The 23,987-nt window shown below is 36.1% G+C and carries 21 protein-coding genes; 10 read left to right on the forward strand and 11 right to left on the reverse strand.

The genetic code is table 11. From position 1 onward, the window contains the following. Positions 1 to 5: 5 nt before the first annotated feature. Positions 6 to 3,767 carry a translocation/assembly module TamB domain-containing protein gene (locus B6A32_RS13050; protein ID WP_085304775.1) on the reverse strand — a complete coding sequence of 1,254 codons (3,762 nt, stop codon included), beginning with the start codon at positions 3,765 to 3,767 and terminating at the stop codon, positions 6 to 8. Next, positions 3,764 to 5,548, reverse strand: coding sequence for an autotransporter assembly complex protein TamA (locus B6A32_RS13055; protein ID WP_085304777.1), 1,785 nt, complete (start codon positions 5,546 to 5,548; stop codon positions 3,764 to 3,766). The genes B6A32_RS13050 and B6A32_RS13055 overlap by 4 nt, the downstream gene beginning before the upstream one ends. A 259-nt stretch (positions 5,549 to 5,807) precedes the next feature. Here B6A32_RS13055 and B6A32_RS13060 point away from each other — a divergent pair, with 259 nt between their 5' ends. After that, positions 5,808 to 6,986 carry a cation:proton antiporter gene (locus B6A32_RS13060; protein ID WP_085304779.1) on the forward strand — a complete coding sequence of 393 codons (1,179 nt, stop codon included), beginning with the start codon at positions 5,808 to 5,810 and terminating at the stop codon, positions 6,984 to 6,986. Positions 6,987 to 7,163: 177 nt separating this feature from the next. Here the strand turns inward: B6A32_RS13060 and B6A32_RS13065 are convergent, their stop codons facing one another. Next, positions 7,164 to 8,135, reverse strand: a complete 972-nt coding sequence (locus B6A32_RS13065; protein WP_085304781.1) for a magnesium transporter CorA family protein — start codon at positions 8,133 to 8,135, stop codon at positions 7,164 to 7,166. Between the two features lie 277 nt (positions 8,136 to 8,412). Here B6A32_RS13065 and B6A32_RS13070 point away from each other — a divergent pair, with 277 nt between their 5' ends. Both B6A32_RS13070 and B6A32_RS13075 read left to right on the forward strand, forming a co-directional pair. Continuing rightward, positions 8,413 to 9,765, forward strand: a complete 1,353-nt coding sequence (locus B6A32_RS13070) for a magnesium transporter (RefSeq protein ID WP_085304783.1) — start codon at positions 8,413 to 8,415, stop codon at positions 9,763 to 9,765. 25 nt (positions 9,766 to 9,790) lie between these two features. Next, positions 9,791 to 10,858 (forward strand): DUF21 domain-containing protein, encoded by a 1,068-nt coding sequence (locus B6A32_RS13075; RefSeq protein WP_085304785.1) that lies wholly within the window; start codon positions 9,791 to 9,793, stop codon positions 10,856 to 10,858. A gap of 147 nt (positions 10,859 to 11,005) precedes the next feature. Here the strand turns inward: B6A32_RS13075 and B6A32_RS13080 are convergent, their stop codons facing one another. From B6A32_RS13080 to B6A32_RS13095, 4 genes are all read right to left on the reverse strand, one after another. Further along, entirely contained in the window at positions 11,006 to 11,872 is an 867-nt protein-coding gene (locus B6A32_RS13080) for a universal stress protein (protein ID WP_085304787.1), read from the reverse strand. Between the two features lie 174 nt (positions 11,873 to 12,046). Continuing rightward, positions 12,047 to 12,250, reverse strand: coding sequence for a hypothetical protein (locus tag B6A32_RS13085; protein WP_085304789.1), 204 nt, complete (start codon positions 12,248 to 12,250; stop codon positions 12,047 to 12,049). A 68-nt stretch (positions 12,251 to 12,318) separates the two neighbouring features. Then, the gene (locus B6A32_RS13090) at positions 12,319 to 12,696 is read right to left on the reverse strand and encodes a hypothetical protein (RefSeq protein ID WP_085304791.1); all 378 of its coding nucleotides are present in this window, start codon (positions 12,694 to 12,696) and stop codon (positions 12,319 to 12,321) included. Between the two features lie 272 nt (positions 12,697 to 12,968). Further along, a complete protein-coding gene (locus tag B6A32_RS13095) occupies positions 12,969 to 14,234 on the reverse strand; it encodes a bifunctional alpha/beta hydrolase/OsmC family protein (protein ID WP_085304793.1) in 1,266 nt (421 codons plus the stop codon). Positions 14,235 to 14,405: 171 nt separating this feature from the next. Between B6A32_RS13095 and B6A32_RS13100 the strand changes: the two genes are divergently transcribed. The 4 genes from B6A32_RS13100 to B6A32_RS13115 all read left to right on the forward strand — a co-directional run bounded on the left by B6A32_RS13100 (position 14,406) and on the right by B6A32_RS13115 (position 17,129). Beyond that, on the forward strand, positions 14,406 to 15,626 hold the full coding sequence (locus tag B6A32_RS13100) for a M24 family metallopeptidase (protein ID WP_085304795.1): 1,221 nt from the start codon (positions 14,406 to 14,408) through the stop codon (positions 15,624 to 15,626). Between the two features lie 159 nt (positions 15,627 to 15,785). Continuing rightward, positions 15,786 to 16,352: a septation protein A gene (locus B6A32_RS13105; protein WP_085304797.1), complete on the forward strand. Its 567-nt coding sequence runs from the start codon at positions 15,786 to 15,788 to the stop codon at positions 16,350 to 16,352. A gap of 48 nt (positions 16,353 to 16,400) precedes the next feature. After that, positions 16,401 to 16,703 (forward strand): YciI family protein, encoded by a 303-nt coding sequence (locus B6A32_RS13110; RefSeq protein WP_085304799.1) that lies wholly within the window; start codon positions 16,401 to 16,403, stop codon positions 16,701 to 16,703. A gap of 15 nt (positions 16,704 to 16,718) precedes the next feature. After that, the gene (locus B6A32_RS13115; RefSeq protein WP_085304801.1) at positions 16,719 to 17,129 is read left to right on the forward strand and encodes a lysozyme inhibitor LprI family protein; all 411 of its coding nucleotides are present in this window, start codon (positions 16,719 to 16,721) and stop codon (positions 17,127 to 17,129) included. 122 nt (positions 17,130 to 17,251) lie between these two features. Here B6A32_RS13115 and B6A32_RS13120 read toward each other — a convergent pair whose 3' ends face one another. Then, positions 17,252 to 18,004, reverse strand: coding sequence for a lipoprotein intramolecular transacylase Lit (locus tag B6A32_RS13120; protein WP_158088489.1), 753 nt, complete (start codon positions 18,002 to 18,004; stop codon positions 17,252 to 17,254). A 398-nt stretch (positions 18,005 to 18,402) separates the two neighbouring features. Here B6A32_RS13120 and B6A32_RS13125 point away from each other — a divergent pair, with 398 nt between their 5' ends. Together B6A32_RS13125 and B6A32_RS13130 are read left to right on the forward strand one after the other, a co-directional pair. Further along, the gene (locus tag B6A32_RS13125) at positions 18,403 to 18,873 is read left to right on the forward strand and encodes a hypothetical protein (protein ID WP_085304805.1); all 471 of its coding nucleotides are present in this window, start codon (positions 18,403 to 18,405) and stop codon (positions 18,871 to 18,873) included. A gap of 243 nt (positions 18,874 to 19,116) precedes the next feature. Continuing rightward, positions 19,117 to 19,605 (forward strand): YchJ family protein, encoded by a 489-nt coding sequence (locus B6A32_RS13130; RefSeq protein WP_085304807.1) that lies wholly within the window; start codon positions 19,117 to 19,119, stop codon positions 19,603 to 19,605. Here B6A32_RS13130 and B6A32_RS13135 read toward each other — a convergent pair. The 3 genes from B6A32_RS13135 to B6A32_RS13145 all read right to left on the reverse strand — a co-directional run bounded on the left by B6A32_RS13135 (position 19,602) and on the right by B6A32_RS13145 (position 22,343). Next, positions 19,602 to 20,135: a VC2046/SO_2500 family protein gene (locus B6A32_RS13135; protein WP_233131417.1), complete on the reverse strand. Its 534-nt coding sequence runs from the start codon at positions 20,133 to 20,135 to the stop codon at positions 19,602 to 19,604. The two genes, B6A32_RS13130 and B6A32_RS13135, sit on opposite strands and share 4 nt — an antisense overlap. Before the next feature lie 122 nt (positions 20,136 to 20,257). Further along, positions 20,258 to 21,550 carry an ATP-binding protein gene (locus tag B6A32_RS13140; RefSeq protein ID WP_085304811.1) on the reverse strand — a complete coding sequence of 431 codons (1,293 nt, stop codon included), beginning with the start codon at positions 21,548 to 21,550 and terminating at the stop codon, positions 20,258 to 20,260. A gap of 76 nt (positions 21,551 to 21,626) precedes the next feature. After that, positions 21,627 to 22,343: a response regulator gene (locus B6A32_RS13145; protein WP_085304813.1), complete on the reverse strand. Its 717-nt coding sequence runs from the start codon at positions 22,341 to 22,343 to the stop codon at positions 21,627 to 21,629. A gap of 381 nt (positions 22,344 to 22,724) precedes the next feature. On the opposite strand from B6A32_RS13145, the gene B6A32_RS13150 reads away from it, so the two are divergent. Continuing rightward, on the forward strand, positions 22,725 to 23,984 hold the full coding sequence (locus tag B6A32_RS13150) for an MFS transporter (protein ID WP_158088490.1): 1,260 nt from the start codon (positions 22,725 to 22,727) through the stop codon (positions 23,982 to 23,984). Positions 23,985 to 23,987: the final 3 nt, after the last annotated feature.

A 23,987-nucleotide genomic window follows, 5' to 3' on the forward strand; every position in this document is an offset into this window, starting at 1 on the left:
ACTCGTTATTCTTGCTCTTTTGGATCACTATTATCTTTTTGAGCACTTTTATCTTTTGTTGAAGAAAATTGTTTTTTGTAGTTAATATTAGCACTTATTTCTTCCCCACTTATCGCTTCAAAAGAGATATTTGGCGAGAGCTTGTACTCTATACTCCAACCCGCTTGTACGCCATTGTCAGCGTCGATATTTGTACCATAGCCAACATTCAAACGATCATTGATTTTAGCTGCAATATCAACGCGTGTGCCATTGCCATTAGTGCCACTTTTACTGGTAAAGGCGATATCTTTCAGGCCGAGCTTATCACCTATTTTTTGTACTAATTTGTTTGCACTATCTACACCTAAACTGATGGCAGCACTTGTTAAGGCATTACCTTCTTGCTGTGATAAAGAATCTAAATTTCTGCCTGTGATCAATAACGATAAAACATTTTCTTCCGCCATTGTTGGCTCTGAAAACAACGTTAAACGCGGCTTTTGTATTGTACCGTCAGCAATTATACCCACTTTAATGTCGTCAACCATTCGAATAGCACGAAACTGAATGCTCGGATTTGCAGCGGTCCCTAAAAATAACAGCTGTCCTTGCTCTATGGTTAACGTTTGTTTGTAAGCTTCAAATTTACCATCTTTTAAATCTAAGCGTCCATTGAGTGTTAATGCTTGCCCGGTTTTTAACGTTGAAGACAATTTACCTTGTATTTCACTTGATAAGCCAAAACCGCTGACTTTAACATTATCGCCAGCAGATAAAGTCAGCGATATATCATAGTCGAACGGTGAATCTTTCGTTATTTGCTCTTTTTCATCAATAATAATTTGGTCTTCTGAAACACTGATGGCAGGTTTTGGTAAAGAAGCTACTTTGATATCTGCTTGATCAACCACCAAGTTACCGGTAACACTTAAGTGATTATTCAAATACTTGGCTGATAATTGCGGTGAGACAATTAATTTATTCTCATTATTATTAACTAGCGTAACTTGTTGTCCTTCAATGCTTAAATTAGCTTTCATCGGCGCAGATAATTTAGCATCACCTGCAATGGTAAGCGAACCCTGAGGGTTTTGTAACTCCCCTATCAATATAATACTGTCTTGTTGGCTCGTTATTTTAATGTTGCTGTTGCGAATGTCTAAGCCATACTCATCGATAATTAAATGCTTGATAGCAAGCGCCCCTGCGCCTTCAATTACGTGTGTTTGTAGAGTTCCTGCTACGGTAAAATTTTGCTCTAAACTAAGCTCAATTTTATCTAAACCTTTTTGCCATTGCTTGAGCCAGCCAAACTCTTTCATGCTGAGTGATAAATCACCATTTATCTTGGCAGAATCTATTAATGGCCAATCACTATTTAATTTAGCTTTAATTTCATCATCGCCAGGTAAACGAATATGTAATTGTGAATTAAGCTTATTTTGCTGCCACTGGCCTTGCAGTTTAAACTTAGACACCGTGACTAAGTGTTTGGAGAATTGGCTATCAGCTTTGATTTTGCTATCTGGAATGTTTAATGCAATATCCGTTTGTTCCAGATCGTAATCAACCTTAAAATCAGGTGATATTGTTAGCAAAACCTGCCCCTTGGGCATAACAACTTCCGTTTGTGATTGCGGCAAAATTATCTGTGTATTAATGCTGTTCCATTGAGTAACAAGTGCAATATCTTGCTTTTTCATTTTGGTATTAATGGTAAAGTTATCTGCTTGTACTTGTGTTTGTGCTGACTGCCACTTAACGTTAGGTATGGTTATATCTGCAGCAATATTTTTAAGGTTTTTTGCTTGTCCTGTGACTGATAAAGTACCATTAACCGTACCTTCAACGTTTTGTAATGTTTGATTAGCGCTGGTAAGCAATATTGATTGCCAAGCTTTAATTTGCTTAAAAACTGGCGACATTTTCCATTGCTCGAAGAATAAATTGGCCGACCATTGCTGGGCGCTATTTTCGGCATTAATACACATTTTACCGTCACCGCTGAGGCATAAATTTTTAATACGTTGTTTATCTTTGCTTAACTGTAATTGTTCGGTGGCGATTAAAAGTTTCTCTTGTTGATTTATAGCTTCAAATTCGAGCTGATTAATCTGCCAAATGGCGTTTGAAAAATCACTATCAAGCTTTAAGTTTTGGCTATTGTTTTGTAAAAGTTCACCGTTAAAATTTAAATTTACCGCGGTATTTTCTGCTAAGTTGGCACTTAGTCGCATCCGGTGTTTTTCTGGTAAGCCTGAGAAGTTTAATGAGGCAAGTTCAATATTATTGTCGTTAACCTTGAGGGAGTCTGCAGTGAATTTGGCTAGCCAATTTTTGCCAAAGTCTAAGGACCACTCAATATTTCTACCGTCAAAATTTTCGACAGCAAGTTGCTCAACTTTACCTTTACTGACAATAAGCCAGTTTGCGTTTTGTTTTTTTATTTGCCAATCGGCTTTGATGTTAGCCACTTGTAGTATGTTATTTAAATCTAATGATCGACCTTCAATATTGCCATTAAGCCATAAGTTATTAGCGGTCGGATTATCAACATTGAACTCGCCCTGCACTTTCGCGGTCAACTCAGCTAATTTAATGTTATTACTTTGAAAAGTTAACAAGCCTTGATTAACGTTCATTTCAAGATTGGCAGATACTGGCCATGATGGCTTTTCGCTTACTGCTTGGTTATTCATGGCATCAGGAAAAACTTGCTGTAGTGATGCCGCTATTTGCGCATCTTTAAGCTCACTTTTTATTGCCAGTTTAGCATTAGCGTTCGTGCTCCATTTAAGCACATCTTCAAGTTGCGTATTAACGGTAATGCTCATCGGCTCTAATGCTTGCCAAGTAGCTTTTGTTTGCACGTTAGCGTTAAATTTTGGCCAAGTTAGTGCGAAATCGCCCTTTATATAATCAATAGCAATACTTTCGTCAGATAATACAACTTGCTGTTTCTCTGCCGTTATATTGCCATTTTTTAAAAATAGTCCTTGATCGTAATACCACTCGGCAGAAACTAACAACTGATTAGGTGCTTTTAATTGTATGGCTAATGTTGACGAAGCCGTTAAGCGCCCTTTTGATTTTGCACTCGCTGAAAGTTTTGGTCCTTGTATATTGATAGCCAGTTGATGTTGCCATTTTTTTCGCATATCGATATTGCCCGCTACCGATACAAGGTGTTCGTCATAATTGAGAGCCAAGGCAGCAACACTTGCTTTGCTACCCGCTAAGGCTATTTTTTTAATATTAAGCTGATGAACAATATATTGCGGTTGCTCAGAAGGCGATTGATTGTTGCTTTGGCTTATTTCAGCTGAATTTGCGCTATAAACAATTTTTGCAATACTAACTTGCTTAATGTTTACATCAATGGGAAATTCTACCGCATTAAGTACCGGTAAATTTACATCAGACTTTGCTGTTTTGTCTTCAGTAGCGTTGATTACATCTAGGCGAGTAGTGCTGATGTTATCGCAAGTAAGGGCGCGATCAAGTAAATATAACCACTGACAATCTACAGTAATATCTTCAACTTGTATTTTTGTTTTTTCTGCTTGCCATTCGAGCTCAGTTAAATAAACTGTCGAGCTAAGTGTGCCACTAACCTTACCTATTTTCAGTGCTGGCGGATGAAATTGTGCTGTACGATTAACTAACCACTGTAAACCTGATTCTGTGGTATAGAACCAGGTTAGTGCCATTAACAATATACTAACGAGTAACGTTACTGCTAGGCTAAACCCTCTCAATATGGCTTTCTTGTTAAATTGCTTCATAGATCAGGGCCTATGGTGATATGAAAGCGCCATGCTTTATTACCGTCAAGTGCTTTGGCTATATCAAGTCGAATAGCGCCTATCGGCGTTACCCATCTTAAACCTGTACCTACTGACTTTTGTATCTCAAAATCTTTCCAATCATTGAAGGCATTACCTTGGTCGGTAAATATTGCCCAACGAAAACTTTCATAAAACAAATAATCAACCTCTAAGCCGGAGCTTAATATATGCTTACCCCCGATAGACACTTCATTATCTGTTGGTGATAGGCTTTGATGCTTATAACCTCTTACAGATACATCACCACCGGCAAAAAAACGATAAGTCGATGGCATTGAGCGATTAAAGTCTTCGGTATCCATTAATGTTGTGCCGACACGAGCGCGCAGTAATAATCGCCAGTCATCATTTAATGACCAGATACGTTTTACCTTTTGATCAGTTTGTAAAAAGCTGATATTGGGATCACTGAGTTGCTCGCTGCTAAAGCGCATAGTACTTTGCCAACGCCAACCTTCAACTGCCGTAAAGGGGTCGGTAACACTGTAATAGGTAAGCTGCCATGACGGTACGATATATTTTAAGCTTTGATTAACATCGGCCTCAGACTTTAATTGTTCTTGAGCCATGGCAATAGACCATTGGCTTGTCCAGTGCGGATTAAGTTTATTGATAACTACTGACTCTAAAGTAAAAATTTTACTGCGACCAATTTCCTCGTCTTTTTCCTGATAGCTTACTTGATTTATCCACTGGCTACTGGCTTTTTCTAAGGGTATTTGATACTGAAATGCGGCATTAACATCAGCATCGTCTAGTTTAATCCTATTAAAGTCGATAGAGGCAACATATTGATGCGCTTTACTATTTACTCTTCTATTACGCCAACTAACACCTAGTTTTCCTCCAGTATCAGTGCCATAACCTACTAACGTTTTGAGCTCATATTTTTCGGTGTCAAGTATTGAAAGATTTACATCAACAGTTTTGGTTACATGATCCACAGTTTGGTCTACAACCACAGATTTAAAAAATCCTGAGCGATTAAGTGCCTGCTGACTAGCGATAATATCTAATTGGCTATAGGCATCGCCTTGGTTAATGGTTGAATAACTATTAACCAAATCATGAGATAAAACGGTCCCTTCAATGGTAATATTTTTAATAGTGTAACGAGCACCGCAGTTAATCACCCAATCAACATTAGCTTGTTGGTTAGCTATATCAACATTTAGAGCACTTTTGGTGAAGGTAGCATCTAATAAACCTAACTCTTGTGCTTGACGTTGTACCTTTGATTTAAACTGGCTATAGTCACCATGATTAACAATTTTTCCCTTAATAAACGGGTGCTTGGTAATAAGCTGCGACATAACTTCATTTTCATTTTCATTTTCACACTTAAGCACAATACTACTGCTATGCCAAAGCACTGGTTGCTTAAGCTCAATGGTCAAGGTTTTGCCTTTTTGATCTTCCATTAGGGTTAAAACCGGTTGGTAATAGCCCAAAGCCTGCAATGCATTTCGTGCCTTATTTAAAATATAATTATCTGATTGAGGAAAACCAAGTAAAGATAAAGGGATAATGTTTTCGTTACTACTTAAACTACGAAATATATTGGTTTTATAAGCGGTTTCAACACCAATAATATTGAGCGGCGTGCCTAGCTTATCAGCAGAGTCTGCAGACCATGCTTTTGTGGGTAGCACCAGAAAAAGTAAGGCTAACAAAGAATAAATAAGTTGGTTTTTGTATGGATAGTTCAGATATTTCAATATTTTTCCATGCTTAATTAACTGCTGATAACGAAAAACGGAGATAATTATGACGACTTTATCTCATGAGATCATTAATTAATTAACATTTAGCCCGAATCCAATAAATTCACAATGTAATAAAATAAAGTAGTTTACACTAACGTTAAAACAACACTTTGACTATTTTGTTTTATCAATACTTTATAAATTTCAAGTAACAATATATTGTTTTCATTTTCACTTAGTTTTATGTCATATCTGTAAAAGGTTAACAACTATGCATATGGACCCATTTTTACCTCAAGCGGTGGGCGCTATTTTCTTTATATTATTGTTGGGTTTTATCCTAAAATTTTTTCGTCAACCTCATGTGGTAGCTTACTTAATCGCTGGTATTTTTATTGGCCCATGGGGCTTTGGTTTAGTAACCGACACGGAAAGTATTTCACGTTTAGGCACTGCAGGCGTAGTGCTGCTACTATTTTTCGTTGGTATGGAAACCGATATTCATAAACTGGTACAAAACTGGAAATTAATAATTTTCGGAACGTTAATGCAAATTTTATTAAGTGTGGGTTGCGTATGGCTGTTAGGCCACTGGTTTGACTGGAGCTTAGCTAGAATAGTTTTAATAGGTTTTGTTATTAGTCTTAGTAGCACCGCAATTGTTATCAAATTATTACAAGATAATGGCATGCTTTCATCTCGCTTAGGACAAAGTGCACTCGGAATATTACTAGCTCAAGATTTAGCTATTATTCCCATGTTAATTATTATTGGCTTGCTTGGTGCCGGTAACATCGACAATGTACAATTGGTAAAACAAGGCGTTGGTACCCTATTCGCAATCGCACTGTTCGCCTTTGTTATCACTCGCAAACAAGTGCATTTACCGTTGTCAAAGTGGTTAAAGGGAGATCATGAATTACAGTTATTCGCTGCTTTAGGTGTTTGTTTTGGCTTAGCAATGATCACCGCTTGGTTTGAACTTTCAACCGCTTTGGGAGCATTTATTGGTGGTATGCTTGTCGGTGCAGCGAAAGAAACACTATGGGTACATCGCACTTTAGATTCATTTAGAGTGCTATTTGTTGCGTTGTTTTTTGTTTCGGTTGGTATGTTGCTAGACGTTAGCTTTTTAATTAGCCATTGGCAACAAACCGCAATGTTAGTTATGGCAGCATTAATTACTAACATATTTATCAATGCCGTTATTTTAAAGCTGTCAAAATTTAGTTGGAAAGAAAGTCTTTATGCTGGCGTGTTGTTATCTCAAATTGGTGAGTTTAGTTTTGTGCTTGCGGCCGTTGGTCATCAAGCAAGTATTATCAATGAATATGGCTACCAATTAGCCTTATGTGTTATATCGCTGTCATTACTCACAAGTCCAATTTGGATAAGCATGAGTAATAAATGGTTGAAATTCGATGACAATTCGACAAAAACTTCAGTTTAAATTATCACTTTCTGCGCTAAGAACGTTAGGAAAACATACCAACTTGATTGATTAGTGTTCTACTTTTTCATTTGAACCCTTAAAAGTGAACAACCAATTAATCAAGTTGGTAATATACTCGGTTGCTTAGTACATCTCCTTTGCAACCTTCAATCTATTGTTTTGTATTACTACTTGCTATAACCAGCGTTTTTTCTTGAATACAATAAGTAATACCACCGAAACCACTGCCATTACACCCAATAAAATGAAGTAACCATTATCGGCTTTTAGCTCAGGAATATACTCAAAGTTCATTCCATAAATACCGGCAAGAAATGTTAAGGGTACAAATAATGCTGTGATAACCGTTAATACTCGCATAGTTGCATTCAGTTGATGTGATGTTACTGAAATATAACCATTAATTAAATCACCACAAATATCGTAATACATTTGTGACAAACTTTGCAGGCGGTCTAAACGTTCACGTAAATCGGTAACGGTATGGGTTTCTTTGTCGGTAATTAAGTCAGTGTCGTCGTCATCAACATAAGCCTTTAACGTTTCTCCCATGTTAACGTGATAATTGAACGTGCGCCTTATTTTAACCAGTTGTGATCTGTATGAAGTAATTTGCTTCATCATTTGGTCGTTACCACTTAATTGAAAATCATCTTCAATTTTCTCGAGTTCAGCTTCGAAACTAAACATCTCTTTAAGGTAGTAACCACAACTGCTATGGAAAAGCCTAAGTGCTAAATGAATAGGACTGCGCTTAAGATACTTTTCACCAGTTTCACTAAATAGCTCGTTAATCGCTAATGAGCTTTGAGGATGTCGGGTGATTAAAACTCGCTTCCCAATGAATAAACTAATTTGTAAGTGATTGAATTTCAGGCTGTCATCGTTTGCAACCATACCGCGATATAGCATAAAAATATAATCTTTAAATAATTCGATTTTAGGCGGATGGCGATCGCGAAGTGCATCACTGATGGCTAAAGGGTGGCAATTAAAGTCTGTTAATATTTTTTGTTCTTCTTTTGCATCAACGTTGTCAAGATCAATCCATAACGTTGTATCGTTATTCTCTTGCCATTGACTTATCAACTCACTACTACCGATAACAGTTTTTTGTGTCGGTGAAATCAACATACATTTTATCATTATATACTCTCAATATGCCCTGCAAATAACAGGATAATTTGTTAACTCTATTCTTTGATGCTAAAAATACCTAAGAACAAGCAACAAAAGACAAAAAAACAGTAAAATAAACTTAGCTAATTTGTTATTAAAGCTAACTTATTTACTTCTGATTGTAATACAATTAACTATAAATACGAATTAAATTAACACCCTATTAGTTAACTATGGGTGTTATACCTGAACTTACACAATAAAGATCATATTCCGTTATAAAAACGGCTTTAAGGATTCAACAATGTTAGAAAATACTATTGATAAATTATCCTTAGTTATCGACGACATTCTCATCGCAGAGCACGAACAAGACATAGCTCAAATTATGCTTGGCGCTAATGAAACGCTAGTGGCAGAGCAATTCGCGCTTTTAATCGAAGCTTTGCCACAAGACAAACGTTTAAGTGTATGGGCAACCTTTTCAGAAGATATTCAAAAAGATGCTTTTGTCGATATGGGACAAGGCACAAGAACAAGCTTAATTCAGGCATTAAGTGATGATGAATGCTTCGAATTACTCGCGCAACTAGATGTTGACGATGTTATTGAGATTGCTGAAGAAATACCTAGCAGGTTATTGAAGTACGCGATAAAAAACTTAGACGACTCGCAACGTAAACTCTATCAACAAGCACAACAATATACCGTTGACGAAGTTGGTCATTGGTTAGATTATAACTATGTTCGTATTTCTGAAAAACTTAAAATAACCAGTGCGCAGTTATTATTACAAAAAGGCTTGTCACCTTATACTGAAGACTTTTATGCGGTAAATAAAGAAGGCATTCTCACGGGTACTGTTGATATTAATAGCTTGATACAAAGTGATGGTGAAAATACCTTAAAAACCCTTTTTGCGCCTGAAACTATTCGCCTTAGTGCGAATGAGGAATTAACCTCGGCTGCAGAAGCAGTGATTTTATCCGGCAAAATGTCTCTACCAGTCGTTGATGAAAACGAACGTTTTCTTGGCCGCTTTACTGTAGAAACGGCTTACCAAGTAAAACAGGAAACGCAAACAGAGCAAATTAACAGTGCAGCGGGTTTAACAACCGATGAAGATTTATTTTCAAGTGTAAGAACGAGTGCGAAAAACCGTGGTATTTGGCTTGGTATTAATTTGCTGACCGCATTTTTAGCTTCATGGTTTATCGGCTTTTTTGAAGCTACACTGCAACAAGTTGTGGCTTTGGCGGTATTAATGCCAGTAGTTGCTTCAATGGGTGGCGTTTCTGGAAGCCAAACCTTAACTGTTATCGTGCGAGGTATGGCGTTAGGTCAAATAACAGAACAAAATAGAAAAGTGCTACTGCGCAAAGAATTAAAAGTGGGTGGGCTAAATGGCATAATTTGGTCTGTTGTTATTGGTACTATCACCTATTTTTGGTTTAACAACGCAGAATTAAGTTTAGTTATTGCTTTAGCAATTTTACTAAACTTATTAACAGCATCAGCATCAGGCGTTGTTATTCCTGCGATATTAGATAAGTTAAATATTGACCCTGCCCTTTCCGGCTCGGTTATTTTAACCACAGTAACCGACATTGTTGGCTTTGTGGTATTTTTAGGATTAGGTAGCTTACTGCTACTATAAGTAAAGTAAACAGAGGATTTAAGTAATGCCCGTAGAAACTATCACCTGGGTAGCGATTGTATTTTGTATTTCACAATCCGCTATTTTTTCAGGATTAAATTTAGCTTTTTTCTCGCTCAGTAGATTGCAACTAGAAGTAGAAGCTAACAAAGGTAATAAAGCTGCACAAGTTGTACTGAAATTAAGAAACGACTCTAATTTTTTGCTAGCCACAATTTTGTGGGGCAATGTTGGTATTAATGTTTTATTAACTATGTTGTCAGACTCAGTTTTAGCAGGCGTTGGTGCATTTTTATTTTCTACTATTGCCATTACTATTATTGGTGAGATAACACCTCAGGCCTATTTTTCTCGTAATGCATTAAAAATGGGCAGTATGCTAGCGCCCATTATTCGCTTCTACCAAATTATTCTTTACCCTGTAGCGCGCCCTAGTGCGTTAATTCTTGACGCTTGGTTAGGTAAAGAAGGCATTACCTACTTAGGAGAGAGTGAGTTAGGTAATATTATTAAAGAGCATATTCGTGCTGAAGAAGCTGATTTAAACCATGTAGAAGGTATTGGCGCATTAAACTTTTTTGCACTAGATGAAATTAAAGTTACTCAAGAAGGTGAAATAATAGACCCTAACTCTATTATTGCTTTGCCAACGAAACTTGATCTACCTATATTACCTGATACTTATTCTGGCGCTGATGATCCTTTCTTAACTATGCTGAACCAATCAGGCCATAGCTGGGTTGTTATCACAAACCTTGAAGGTACACCATTATTGGTTATTGATGCTGATGGTTTCTTACGAAGTGCTCTTTTTCAAGCAGAAAACTTTGACCCTTACAGCTTTTGCCACCGTCCCGTGGTTATTACCGATGAAACAACTTCATTAAATGAAGCAATATTACAAATGAAAGTGAACACCTCTATCGATAAGAACTTTGATGGTGTTATTGAACACGATGTGTTGTTGGTTTGGGGCGAAACTAAACGAATTATTACCGGTGCTGATATATTCGGCCGATTACTTAAAGGTATGTTGCCGTTAGTGCAGCAGAACGAAAAAGTAGCCGAATTAATTAACGCTGAAAAAGTTTAATTATTGATTAACGTGCATTTAACATAAAACGTCGGCTAAAAAGTTAGCCGACGTTTTGTTTGATACGATCCTGTAACGAATCTGTGTAAGTACCGTATTAAAAGATTGCAGATCTGAGTTAAGCTACTTATCTACTTATCTACTTATCTACTCAGGCTTTAATGCAAGTACATCTGACTTTAACAAGTTTAAAATTTTCTCTGCGGTATTACCAAGCACCTTAGCTTTGAGACCTTTACGTCCAACCGTGCCTATGACAACTAATCCAGCCTTTTGTTTCGCAGCAATACTTGGTATAACCTTTTCTGGCTCGCCCGCTTTAATAGTGAAATTTGCCAAGGGTATGTCGTATTCAGCCGCCAATTTTTCAATTTTAGGTTTTAAAGTTTTAGCTGCCCTACTTTCTAATTCGTCTTTAAAGTGAATACCTAAATCACGTAATACTTTAGAAAATGGTACGGTATAGCAAACGAATAACTCTGACTCATTGGTTTGAGAAAATGCTTTAGCTGCTTTCAATATTTGATGATTCAACGCTTGTTTACTTTTACTTTTAGTTTCTAAATCAATAGCTGCCAATACATTGGGTGATTTTCGCCATTTGTTATCGCTAACAATAAACACTGGCGCTGAACATTCTCTTAGTAACTGCCAATCAGTTGAGGTGTATAAAAACGTTTCACTTCTATGTGCAGTTTTAACTACCATGTTTGGGTTATGTTCTTTGGCGTATGTATTTATCCATTGGTAAATGTGTTTTTCCCAAACGACTTCAAAACTATAATTTACTTCCTCTGGGACCATTTTATCGAGTGAGGTTTCAGCTTCAAGGGTAATGGTATCTATTAATGTTTGTTTTATATTTTGTGAGTCATCTTGTATAAACCGTAAACTTTGATAACAAAAATAAACTACATGTAATTCATTGTTTGTTTTTTTGGCAAGTTCACAAGCGCGCGTTATTGCCACTTGTTTATTATCCGATAAATCGGCGACTACAAATATTTTGCTCATAGAACCCTCTAATTACTTGATGTATATAGAATGAATGTAACATGTGTAATAAAGCTGTTCTTTGATTTAGAACAAGGTTTAGTGATAAATAAAGTGAGACTAAATGAGGGTTAAAAACTGCAAGTGTGAAGATAAATGAGCGTTCAAATTAGCATTAAGGCAATTAATAAGCGCCTATCGACTAAGCTTTTCTTTATGTTTTTTATTCGCATAGAGATACAATAAACAGGCAATAACAATATTAACACTGCAACGCAAAATTTCAGCCCATTGAAAGTTCGAGGTAGATAAATCATAAATTAAATCTATCGCAGAGCCCACTCCCAAGATAATAGCCAAAATCATAAATATTTTTTCTAAAGCCATTGAATTCGACATAAAATCTCTTTTAATAAACTAAAATATGTAAAGTAAGTAAAATCAGCAATAGTAAAGCCTATTTTTCTTTAGGCATTATCAAGTATGTTGTTGATCAGTGGTGATAACTTTGTCATGTTAACATCCATATAAACAGGTATGTTAACATTTCCTTTAATTGAATTTTCAAGCACGCCTTGCCAAGTAGGTAAAACCTCAATACCTATAACAACACAGTTTTTACTACTTAATCGTTGAAAAAACTTTACGATTTCATTTACTGCTTCGGGAGTTAATCCTGCAGAATCATCAGGGTGTGCTACTAAAGCCCAAGGTGCTTCGTCAGGCGCAATCAACAGTACTTCACCGTTCAACTGCTTTACTCCTTGCTCATTAAACCCACCTGACGGGTAAATATGAACTTTATTTTCAATAAGTTCTATTTTGTAATTACCATGCGACTCCATGCTAGCTCCTAAATGCAATTAGCCAATAACAACTCTATCAAACTATTGATGCTGAACACGAATATAAATAGCTAATACACAATATTAAATCTAAGCATAAAAATATAATGCCCAATGACAGTTAAAGTAATCACAGTTAAAGTAATGACAGTTAAAGTAATATCGGCTATATAGTGTCAATACAACGATTTAAGATTACAGGTTTTTTTACCTTTATACTATTAGCTTTTTAAAACATTCAGCATGTTTTAACGGCATAGCAACAATGTAGATTAACTGACCAACTTACTGACAACCTTCACATTATTGTGCAAAGTTTTATGTACTGGGCATTTGTCTGCTATTTCTAAAAATCGAGATTGTTGTGCAGCATCTAATTCGCCAATAAAGCTAATTTCTCGCACAATAGCTTCAATACCCTGGCTTTTTTCTTCACACGTTTCACAGTCTTCTAAATAATTTCGGCTATGTTTCAGTTCAACTTTTATCTGCTTTACAGCAAGTTTTTTTCGCGTAGCGTACATGCGCAATGTCATGGCAGTACATGCACCTAAACCAGCAAGCAAGTGCTCATAAGGATCAGGTCCCATATTATCGCCTCCAACACTTACGGGTTCATCAGCAAGCCAATAATGACTAGCCGTGCTTATATGTTGGGTAAATTTATGATTTTTCTCTTCAACAACAACATGGCCTTGCGTTACTTTGGTTTGCTCAGCGTTTGAGTTTTTATCAACCGTATTAATTGTTGAGTGTTGCTTACTACTTTCACGAGTAATAAGGTCTTCATGGTTTATATATCGACCTGACCAAGCGGCAATTACGTCAGCAGCATATTCAGCGTCATGTTTATTCGTTAGTAAATGATCAGCGCTATCTAAACTAACAAAACTTTTGGGATGTACAGCAGATTGATATATCTTTTCTGCTTCACTAATATTTACAGTGCCATCGACCGGCGAGTGCATGACTAATAATGCTTTTTTCATTTTGGCAATATGGCTGCTATCGTAGCTTTTTATGTCGTCCAAAAATTGCTTTTCTATTGTAAATACCCGCCCTGCCAAATTAACGGCTGCTTTGCCATTTTTTTCAATATCTTCAAGCTGTAAAGCAAAGTTATGCGCAACATGTGCAGCATCTGAAGGCGCACCTATAGTAACAATAGCCATGGTTTCATTGACATACTGAGCAGCATTAAGTACAGCAGCGCCCCCTAAGCTATGACCAATAAGTAACCTAGGCGCTTGATAGCTCGTACGGAGAAAATCTGCAGCGGCGATTAAATCCTGTATATTGGAAGAGAAGTTACTATTAGCAAAATCACCATCACTGTTACCTAAACCTGTAAAATCAAATCTGAGCACTGCAATTCCTTTGCGTACTAACGCTCGACTGATACGCGATGCGGCGGCAATATCTTTACCACAAGTAAAGCAATGTGCAAACAAAGCATAAAATTTCACATCAGTTTCTGGTGTTTCTAGTAGGCCGCTTAGTTTATGCTCCCCGCTAGTAAACTCTACTTTTTTACGCATAAGTAATCCTTAGTTCATTTACATTTTTTCTAGTTGCCACAATTGACCGTTCAAACGGGTATTTAATTTTTATGACAAGTGTTATTCCGCTATAAATTACCTCAATATTTACGATACATAGCGTAGCATTTTGTATAAAATATACCGACATTAAAATGTAAAGGACCCAATATGACGATAGGTGTCGGCGGCTCTAACGCCAAAATTGAGCTTGAAAAATTAGTTAATATGACCAGCCAAGTTAATTCAGTTTCTGAAGCTGAATTTAAACAACGCATTACAAAAGCCCAAGCATTAATGGCTAAACATAACATTGCAGCCACCTATATTGATGCTGGAACAAATTTATACTACTTCACGGGTACGCGTTGGTATGCCAGTGAGCGTATGGTTGGCGCTATTATTCCTCAAAAAGGCGAAATACAGTATATTGCCCCTTCATTTGAAGTTAACACGCTTAATCAATACATGACAATTAAAGGTGAAATTAAAGGTTGGCAGGAGCATGAAAACCCTTATCAACTTGTCGCCCAAACCTTGAAAGATCTTGGCATTACCACAGGTCAGTTAGCCATTGATGAGTCAACCGCGTTTTTTATTGCTGATGGTATAAATAAAGCCACTCCTGAGTTAACGCTTATCGATGCAAAAGCAATCACAGCAGGTTGTCGTGCAGAGAAATCCACTAATGAAATTGCTTTATTACAACAAGCAAAAAATATGACCCTTGAAGTTCACAAAGCTGTTGCGCGGATATTACGCATAGGAATTACAGTTGAAGAAGTGACTAACTTTATTGATCAAGCACACCGCAAAGTGGGCGCTAAAGCGGGATCATACTTCTGTATTGTTTTATTCGGTGAAGACTCTTCATACCCACATGGCGTTAAAACACCAAAAGCTCTAGCTGAAAATGACATTGTACTTATAGATACCGGCTGTCAGCTTGAAGGATATAATTCAGATATTACCCGTACATATGTTTTCGGTGAAGCAAATCAACGCCAACGAGAGATGTGGTTAATTGAAAAACTAGCACAAAAAGCAGCCTTTGACGCCGCTAAAATAGGTGTTGCCTGTGGGGATGTAGATACCGCTGCAAGAGAATATTTAGCAAGTCAACAGTTAGGTCCTGATTATCAAACACCTGGATGCCCACATAGAACAGGCCATGGTGTTGGTTTAGATATTCATGAATGGCCTTATTTAGTTCGTAGCGATAGAACACCTTTAGCCAAAGGTATGTGTTTTTCTAATGAACCTATGTTGGTTTTGCCTAATGAATTTGGTATTCGTTTAGAAGACCATTTCTACATGACAGAAACGGGGGCAAAATGGTTTACTGAGCCTTCATATTCTATTGACGATCCATTTGGGTACAAACAAATTTAAACACAGTAATAAAATTAACTAGACTAACTTAAAAGCTTGGGCCTAAACCGATTTTATGCCCAAGCTTTAAAAATATTACATTTTAACCGACTAAATTGAGTGGCGTATGCCTTTCGCTTTAAGTAGAATCGATACATTGTTACTTTTGATACCATATTTATGCACGCATTTTTAGAATATATTCCACTGATTATTTTTTTCGTTTTTTATAAGTTTGCAGACATTTATTGGGCTACAGGCTCATTAATTGTTGCTTCAGCGATTCAGATTGCTTATTTTTTAATTAAAAAACAGCCTATTCCTAAAAGAAATTTGATCTTTTTCGGTTTAATTGCCATTTTTGGCGGCTTAACTATTTATATGCATGACGATACTTTCTTAAAATGGAAAGTCACCATTATTCAAGGTATTTTCGCTATTGCACTTATTGTTAGTCAAAAAGTATTTAATAAAAATATCATCAAAGAATTTTTAGGAGAAGCGCTTACATTACCCGAGCATATTTGGAATAGATTAAACTTAGCGTGGGCATTGTTCTTTGCCTTATGCGGTTTTTTAAATTGGTACATAGCCTTTAACTATAGTTTAGAAACTTGGGTTAATTTTAAAGTGTTTGGCTTAACGGCTATGACCTTTATATTTGCTATTGGCTCAGTATTTTCTTTATATAAATATATGCCGGAAGAACAAGAAGAATCAGAACAAAAAATAGAAAAACAAGAGTAGAACACTCTTATTCACGCTTTAATTTTAACTTAACTTATTGGACGTAAAATGTTTTATCTTATCTATAGTGAAGATGTTGAAAATAGTTTGTCGCTGCGTATGAGTGTTCGAGAAAATCATTTAGACCGACTTCGTACATTACAAAACCAAGGCAGACTACTTGTCGCTGGACCTTGTCCTGCTATTGATAGCGAAAACCCCGGTGATGCAGGTTTTACAGGCTCGCTTATTATTGCAAAGTTTGACAGTTTAGTCGCTGCTCAAGAGTGGGCAGACCAAGATCCTTATATCGCTGCGGGCGTTTATAAAAACGTTACTGTAAAACCGTATAAAAAAGTCCTTCCAGCATAAGTAATCGCTTTAACCATGAATAAAAAGACACTTAGTATCTACATATTAGTAAACGCCCTGTTGTTCTCAAACTCGGTAATGGCTAACAATAATGTTCAAAACTGCGAAAGCACTATGGACAGCAATACTGAAGTGTCTCGTTGCTTAGATAGTGTTAGAGAAAAGAAAGACCGTGAATTGCAAACCTGGATAAATAACCAAACGTTTATTTTAGAAGAGTTATCACTGATTAATGGCCGAAGTACTTCGCTAGATATGTTTAAGCGCTCACAACAAAACTTTATTACCTACCGAGAAAATAACTGCCGCTGGCAATATTTAGTACTAACCCCTGATGAAAGCGCGGCTATCGCTTATAAAAAATGCTATATCACGTTAACACAAGACCGTATTGAAGAATTAACACATCTTAACAAGCAAAACTAAATATTTTAGCTCTAATATATACTCATAATCGAGTAAATATAGTGAGAGTAAAATTGCACTCAAATACTTTAAAACTCTGTATTGAATTCATCACCACGATAACGAGTCACCTTAAACTAAGCTCATTTATTGCTGTTTCTAAGGCGCTTTACTTGATAAGAACTTAGTGCAGTATCGACTGCCCAAGCTATCAATAAAGCAACGGCTAAAAGCTGTGCAGCAATAGCGGAGAAAATATCAGGGGCTTTCATAAGCGTTGCCATTAAAGAGTCGCGATAATAAAAAAACCATTGATGCTCTGCCGGAAATATTACCGTGTGCAAATAATAAAAAACCTCGGTAAAGCCCCAAATACCTAAAACCACCACCAGTAAAACAATAAAGCTTAAAAGTGACATAATTTTTTGCTTACCTGTTGGCATTTTCCTTATCGAGTTAACATTTATTTTATCTATATTTAAGCCATATAAAAATAACACCCCAAATAACAATATCAAGCTTCCCCACCATAACTTTTCAACTGCGTTTAATAAGTTGGCAACATCTTTAAGATGTAGTACCTCAGCATTGGTTAACAGACGTTTTGATACCGCGTGATTATTTACATAACTGATTTCAGCTAAACCATAACCTTGTTGATGAATCGCTTGAACAATGTCGGCAAATTTCGTTTCATGTAGTTGGATGTTATCGATAGGGAAATCTCGTTTACCTTGAGTATTCTTCGGAACATTTTTTATGACTACGTCATTAATATGTAAGGTTTGATACCAAAAACTATACAAGAAATTTGTAGTTTTACTTATCTGCCAGCTAATACCCAAAGAGAAAACCAACAAAATTAAAGCAAAGATACACCAAAGAAATTGCCTCAAAACAGCACCTTTTTTCATAAAAATATACATTACCTTATTAATTAAATACGCAACAGCCTGCTCTAGTTTACCGCTTATTAGTTTAAAACTAATTAATAGTTGCACATTAACATATAGTTAAGCGTCTAAGGTCAAGTATAAGAAAGATAAATGAACGCTTTTATATTAACTTAAAAGCATAAATCTAACCCAATCACATCGAAATCATTGTTGACACGTTTTTTTAAAAAACTTTTATTTCAGTTTGTATTTCCATTTGAATTTTCATTTAGCATCTCGCCAGTTACTACCCAAACAAATATGCTAAAAAAGATGACATAAAAATAAATTCAATAATACTTGATCTTACCTTTAGATCGATATACTGTACATGCATACAGTATATCGAGGTAAGCAATATGATTAACGTTAACAAAATAGATTTAGATTTTAATATCAATAACTTAAAGTCAATCACCACTTTAACAAACCCAGTTAAAACAGAGTTAACTACTGTTTGGTGTAACGTAGTGCATGTGAATAATGCCATTGACTTAACTGAAAAATACCAAGATATTTGCCAGAAACATTACGACAATAGCAAGTGGATTTTAATGATTAATCCCGAAAATGACTCGCTAGAGCAACTCTCTACTATGGGGAAAATTAACCCTGAAAAAATATTGAAAGTAAATGCGAATAAGGTCAATGTTAGCTTAGAACATATTAAAAGCACTTTATTAAAAGGTACTTGTTCTGCAATGATATTGAATGATGCGAGTTATAATGAAGACGAATTAAATGACATAGCGCACTGTGCAGCTATAGGGAAAACGCAATGCATATTATTGCAACATCACCAGAATTGCCAAGCACAAAAATTACATTAAACCAGAGTTAGCTTTCAAGCCGAGTCAGAAAACTTAACCTGAAAAGCCAATTCACACGCTTATTTAAATACATCGCTTTATTTATAAAGACTCACTTATTTAGGCTGTTCATAGGGCTTAAATTAAGCCGGCTTAACCGACAGTAAGCTCAAAATATTGCCATATATGAACTGACATAAATAGCTCAACGACTTTGCAATGTCATGATAAACTCTTAATAATTTACTTTAGAAGAATATCTCCATGCAATGTCCATGTGGCTTAGAACTTACCTTTGCACAATGTTGCCAACCTTTAATAACGGCGACAAAGTTAGCAAACTCCCCAGAGCAATTAATGCGCTCTCGTTACTCTGCTTATGCAACAAATAATGCTGAGTACATTTACCTTACCTATGCAAGTTCTAGCAGGCTTGAACAATCTATTGCTGATATAGAGCAATGGGCCATACAAACAAAGTGGTTAAAGCTTGTTGTTCATAGTGCTAGTGAGTTCCAAACAAGCAGCGATAATAATGACAGTGCACAAGTTATGTTTTCAGCATTTTATCAACATCTTGGGAAAATATGGCAAATGCAAGAAAACTCAAACTTTATTATTGAAGATAGTGTTTGGCGATATGTAGATGGTGATGTTTCTGAAAGTAAAGTACTAAAAAAACCGAAAAGAAACGAAGCGTGCTTTTGCCTGAGTAATAAAAAATTTAAACAGTGTTGTGCTAACGCACTTTAAGCAACAGCCTCTACGGCAGCTGACTTCTCAAGGGTATTTTTTATACCAGATAACCACGCCTCAGCGTTAAATTCTGTATGGGGCTGAGATTGCTCCAGTGCTTTATTTATATATTTTTGCTGACAATATAAGCTTGTGTTACTCATTACTTGCTGGTTTATAAAGCCTGTATCGTTACGAAAAGCTAAAGGGTTAGGGTTTAATGCATTCATCAAACGTAGGTGTTCTAAACGTTTAGATTCAATTAAATCAGCTTGATTAAAAAGTTGCGTATCCTCAATATCCTTTAAAGCGATCGGCGCTTCTTTAGGAAGTTGAAAACGCTTTCGTAATAGCTCTGAAGTAGTGACATTGGCAGGGGTAACGGTTTGTGGAAGTTTGAACTGGCTATGGGCTCGAACATCATCGGTTAGCATAGCGAGTAACAACGAAAAATCAGCGCGACGTTTACTATGAACACTTTCATTAAGCTGTTCGCCCAATTGAAGTTCATGAACAAGAATGTCGTTTGATATGTTTTCTATTGTCAAAATAATCTACTATTTTACTGCCGATAGTGCTTTATCGGCAGTAAGGTAAATTACTTTATGGTTAAAATGAATTAATTAGATATTTTTATAATATTTACAGAATGTTGTACGATTACTATACCTTAAGTTACAACGTGCTTAATTGGCCAACTTAGAATAAAACTCGCCCCACCGTGTTCACTATCAACAACAGAAGCACTACCGCCATGCCACTCCATAATACGGCAAACTATCGCTAGGCCTAAACCAAAACCACCCGTTTCACGATTGCGTGAAATGTCACCTCGAGAAAAGGCATCAAAAATTGTGCATTTAAAGTCGTCACAAACACCTGCTCCGTTATCTGTCACTTTTATTTGACATTGATCGGAGTTTTTCGAAATAGTGATATCTATTTCACCATTGCCGTATTTTATTGCGTTAGAAATGTAGTTGTTCAAAGCCCGAGCGATAAATTGTTTATCAACGTCAACTTTATCTTCGCCAAGTAAGTTATTCACCGTAAAGTTTTGTTCAAATTGCTGGAAATTACCGACTTGGTTTTTAACAATATCCACTATTGCTTCGTTGGTAAATTTTAACTCCGGCTTTTCATTATCAAAACTAGCATAAATTAGCATTTCACTGATCAGCTGTTCTAACTCACAAATATCTTTACTAATAGCCTTTCGGTATTTTTCTTGTTTAACTTTATCATCAGTACACTCTAACATTTGTAAAGCAAATTTTGTGCGTGCTAAAGGGGTACGTAATTCATGAGCTACTGCCGTAGACAATTCTTTATGAGCATCAATTAAACGTTTTATTCGACTTGCCATGGTATTAAAAGCTGTCACCATAGGTTCAGTCATTGTTGATCTTGCTTTTGGGGCCACCATATCAAAACTTTCTTGACCAAAAGCTACGGCGGTTTTTCGCAACTGATCTAAATCACGAGAAAGAGGTCGTAACCAAAAAAACAATAAACACGCTAAACTTGCCAGTAAAATAACACGAATTAAAGCCTCAACTCTTGGTCTGGTTGGCATTTTAGCTGGACCAAGTACAATCACTGCACCTGTACTATTAATACGGTGATGAATTTCTACGGCATCATTATCATAAAAGATATGGGTGTTATCTTCTTTAATTACATCATGGCGTTGATGACTAATTTTTTCTACTTGCTTTTCTGACATTAGCTTTAATGACAGCTTCCATTCTTTTGAAGCGCCCGCCAATATATCTTGCCATTCGTTTTCAGGGTGTTTTTCTAAATAATTAGAAAGCGATAGCAGCATACTTTTATAACCAGTATATGACTCTATATCTTGTTCTAAATAAGAACTCCACACTTCATCTAGCATCCAAGAGAAGATGATAAAGATAGAGATTATTAGAAAATATAAGCTAAAAAATGAGCGACCGAGTTTCATCAAAGTGCCTAAATAGAGGAAAGAAATTCTGATGAGTTGGCGTAGCAACCCATCAGTTTACACATTGAAATAATGTTTAACTCCATGCGTCAGGAACAAATAAGTAGCCTTGACCCCAAATGGTTTTAATTCTGAAAGGTGTTTCATTACTATCTTGCAGTTTTTTACGTAAACGAGAAATACGTACATCGACACTTCTGTCCATACCATCGTATTCACGACCAACAACGGCTTTATAGATGTAGTCGCGATTTTGCACTTCGCCTGCACGGCTAGCTAACAACCAAAGTAAATCAAATTCTTGACTGGTCAGATCGACATTTTTACCATGTAATAACACTTGTCTTGAGCCACGACTAATGTGGAGTTCTCCGCAATCAATTTCCGCACTTTCTTTACCTTCATTAGGTAATTGTCCTCGACGTAATAATGCATTAACTCGTGCTAATAATACTCTTGGCTCAACAGGTTTAATAACATAGTCGTCTGCACCTATCTCTAAACCTAACACTTGATCAAAATCAGTGCCTTTTGCTGTTAGCATTAAAATGGGACCTTTAAAGTTAGGACGCAACTCTTTACAAACAGTAAAACCATCTTTACCTGGTAGCATAATGTCTAAAATAATTAAATCAGGGACAAATTTGTCCACACGTTTTTCGACAGTATCACCTCTAAACTCTTGTTTAACATGATAACCTTCGTTTTCTAAAAACTCTGTGACTAAATCCGATAACTGGCGGTCATCCTCAACGAGCAATATCTTTTTTACTGGCAATTTATTATCTGACATTAATTTGGCCTACTTTATTACACTGAACTAACAGTATTTTCATGGATGCATTATCAACACGGTTCAATGTTTATTCTAGCGTTTTAGCGCTAATCAATAAATAACAACCATTGAAAGTATGAATGACTCTAATTTTTAATAATCATAAAATGTTTATAATTAATTAACAACGCTATGTACAAGGTGTTACGGCAATAGTACAACTTATTACCCTGAGTTAACATTTAATTACAACTTGTCAACCGACTGATTTTAAATGACTTTTAATGAAGTTAATTCTTAAGTTATATTCATTATACTTTGGAGTTAAGTTTACTTAGCTACTAATGACATTTATTATATTCGAACAAATCTATGTTAATCATTGCTGTTAAGTACACTATGACAATTCACTTACCCCAAGCACAAAATTCGACAGAGAACACTTCTAACGCCGAAACATTAATAGCCAAAAAAACGCTATTCTCTGTCATGCTTGTTGTGCTTTTCAGTTGTGCCGGTATCGCCCTACCTTATCCTGTGTTAGCGCCTATATTTTTAAATGAAATTAGTCCTCTTACTACCTTTGCAGATTTACCCAGTAAAATTTTGTTAGGCATAATATTAGCAATCTATCCATTAGGGGTTATTTTAGGTAGCTCAGTGTTGGGTGCCGCTTCAGGAGTTTATGGTCGAAAGAAAACGTTAATTATTACATTAATGTTAACAGTTGTGGGATATGTACTCTCAGCATTAGCCGTGATGGCTGAAAGCTTTTTATTATTAATTTTCGCCCGTTTTATTACTGGCGTATTTTCCGGAAATATCAGTATCGCAAAAGCTATTGCGATAGATTTGTCGCCTACGCTAGATAAAACCCATACATTTAATTTGGTTAATGCGACAGGTTATATTGGTTGGTTGTTAGGTCCTTTAGCAGGAGGTTTACTGGCAATATATGGTTTAGATACTGTTTTTTATTTTGCGGCTTTAGCTCTAGTTATAGCGCTGTTCAGTGTTACCTTGGTTTTACAGCCCGACAAAACTAACCTCAATAAAACTCAGGTTAAATTTTCTCAGCTTTTTAGTAAACAAAATTCATTTGCTTTACTCGCGAATACTAAGATTAGACGCATATTTTTAATTTATTTATTGGCGACTCTAGGTCTTAATGCTTATTATGAATTTTATCCAGTTTGGTTAGTTGAGAACTTTAATTTTTCTAGCCTTAATATTGGATATATTACCGTTGTATTAACCTTTTTTATGACAATAACCAGTGTATTTTTTGTTAAAAAGTTAAAGGTAATTATGGGTCTTAAGTTTGGTGCAATATTCGGTATGCTATCACTGGCATTACTATTAGGTTTACATATGGTGCTATCTTTATCTAGCCTATGGCCAGTTTATGCCATAACCGGTATTTCAATCGCCATATTTAATGGCTTATTACCGGTTTATATTTCAGAGCAATATGCCGATATTGAGCAAGGTCAACTTATGGGACTAATCACCACAACTTTTAGTCTAGCAAATGTGCTGATGGCGCTTATTGGTAGTGTGCTAGCGTTGCTTGGTGCGCATTGGGCGATTTTATTTGGCGCTGTGTTACTAATTATCGCCTCGGTTGACTTTCACTTTAGTCAGGAAGATATTCGATAATGA

The organism is Colwellia polaris (assembly GCF_002104515.1).
In the GTDB taxonomy this organism is placed as follows: Bacteria; Pseudomonadota; Gammaproteobacteria; order Enterobacterales; family Alteromonadaceae; genus Cognaticolwellia; species Cognaticolwellia polaris.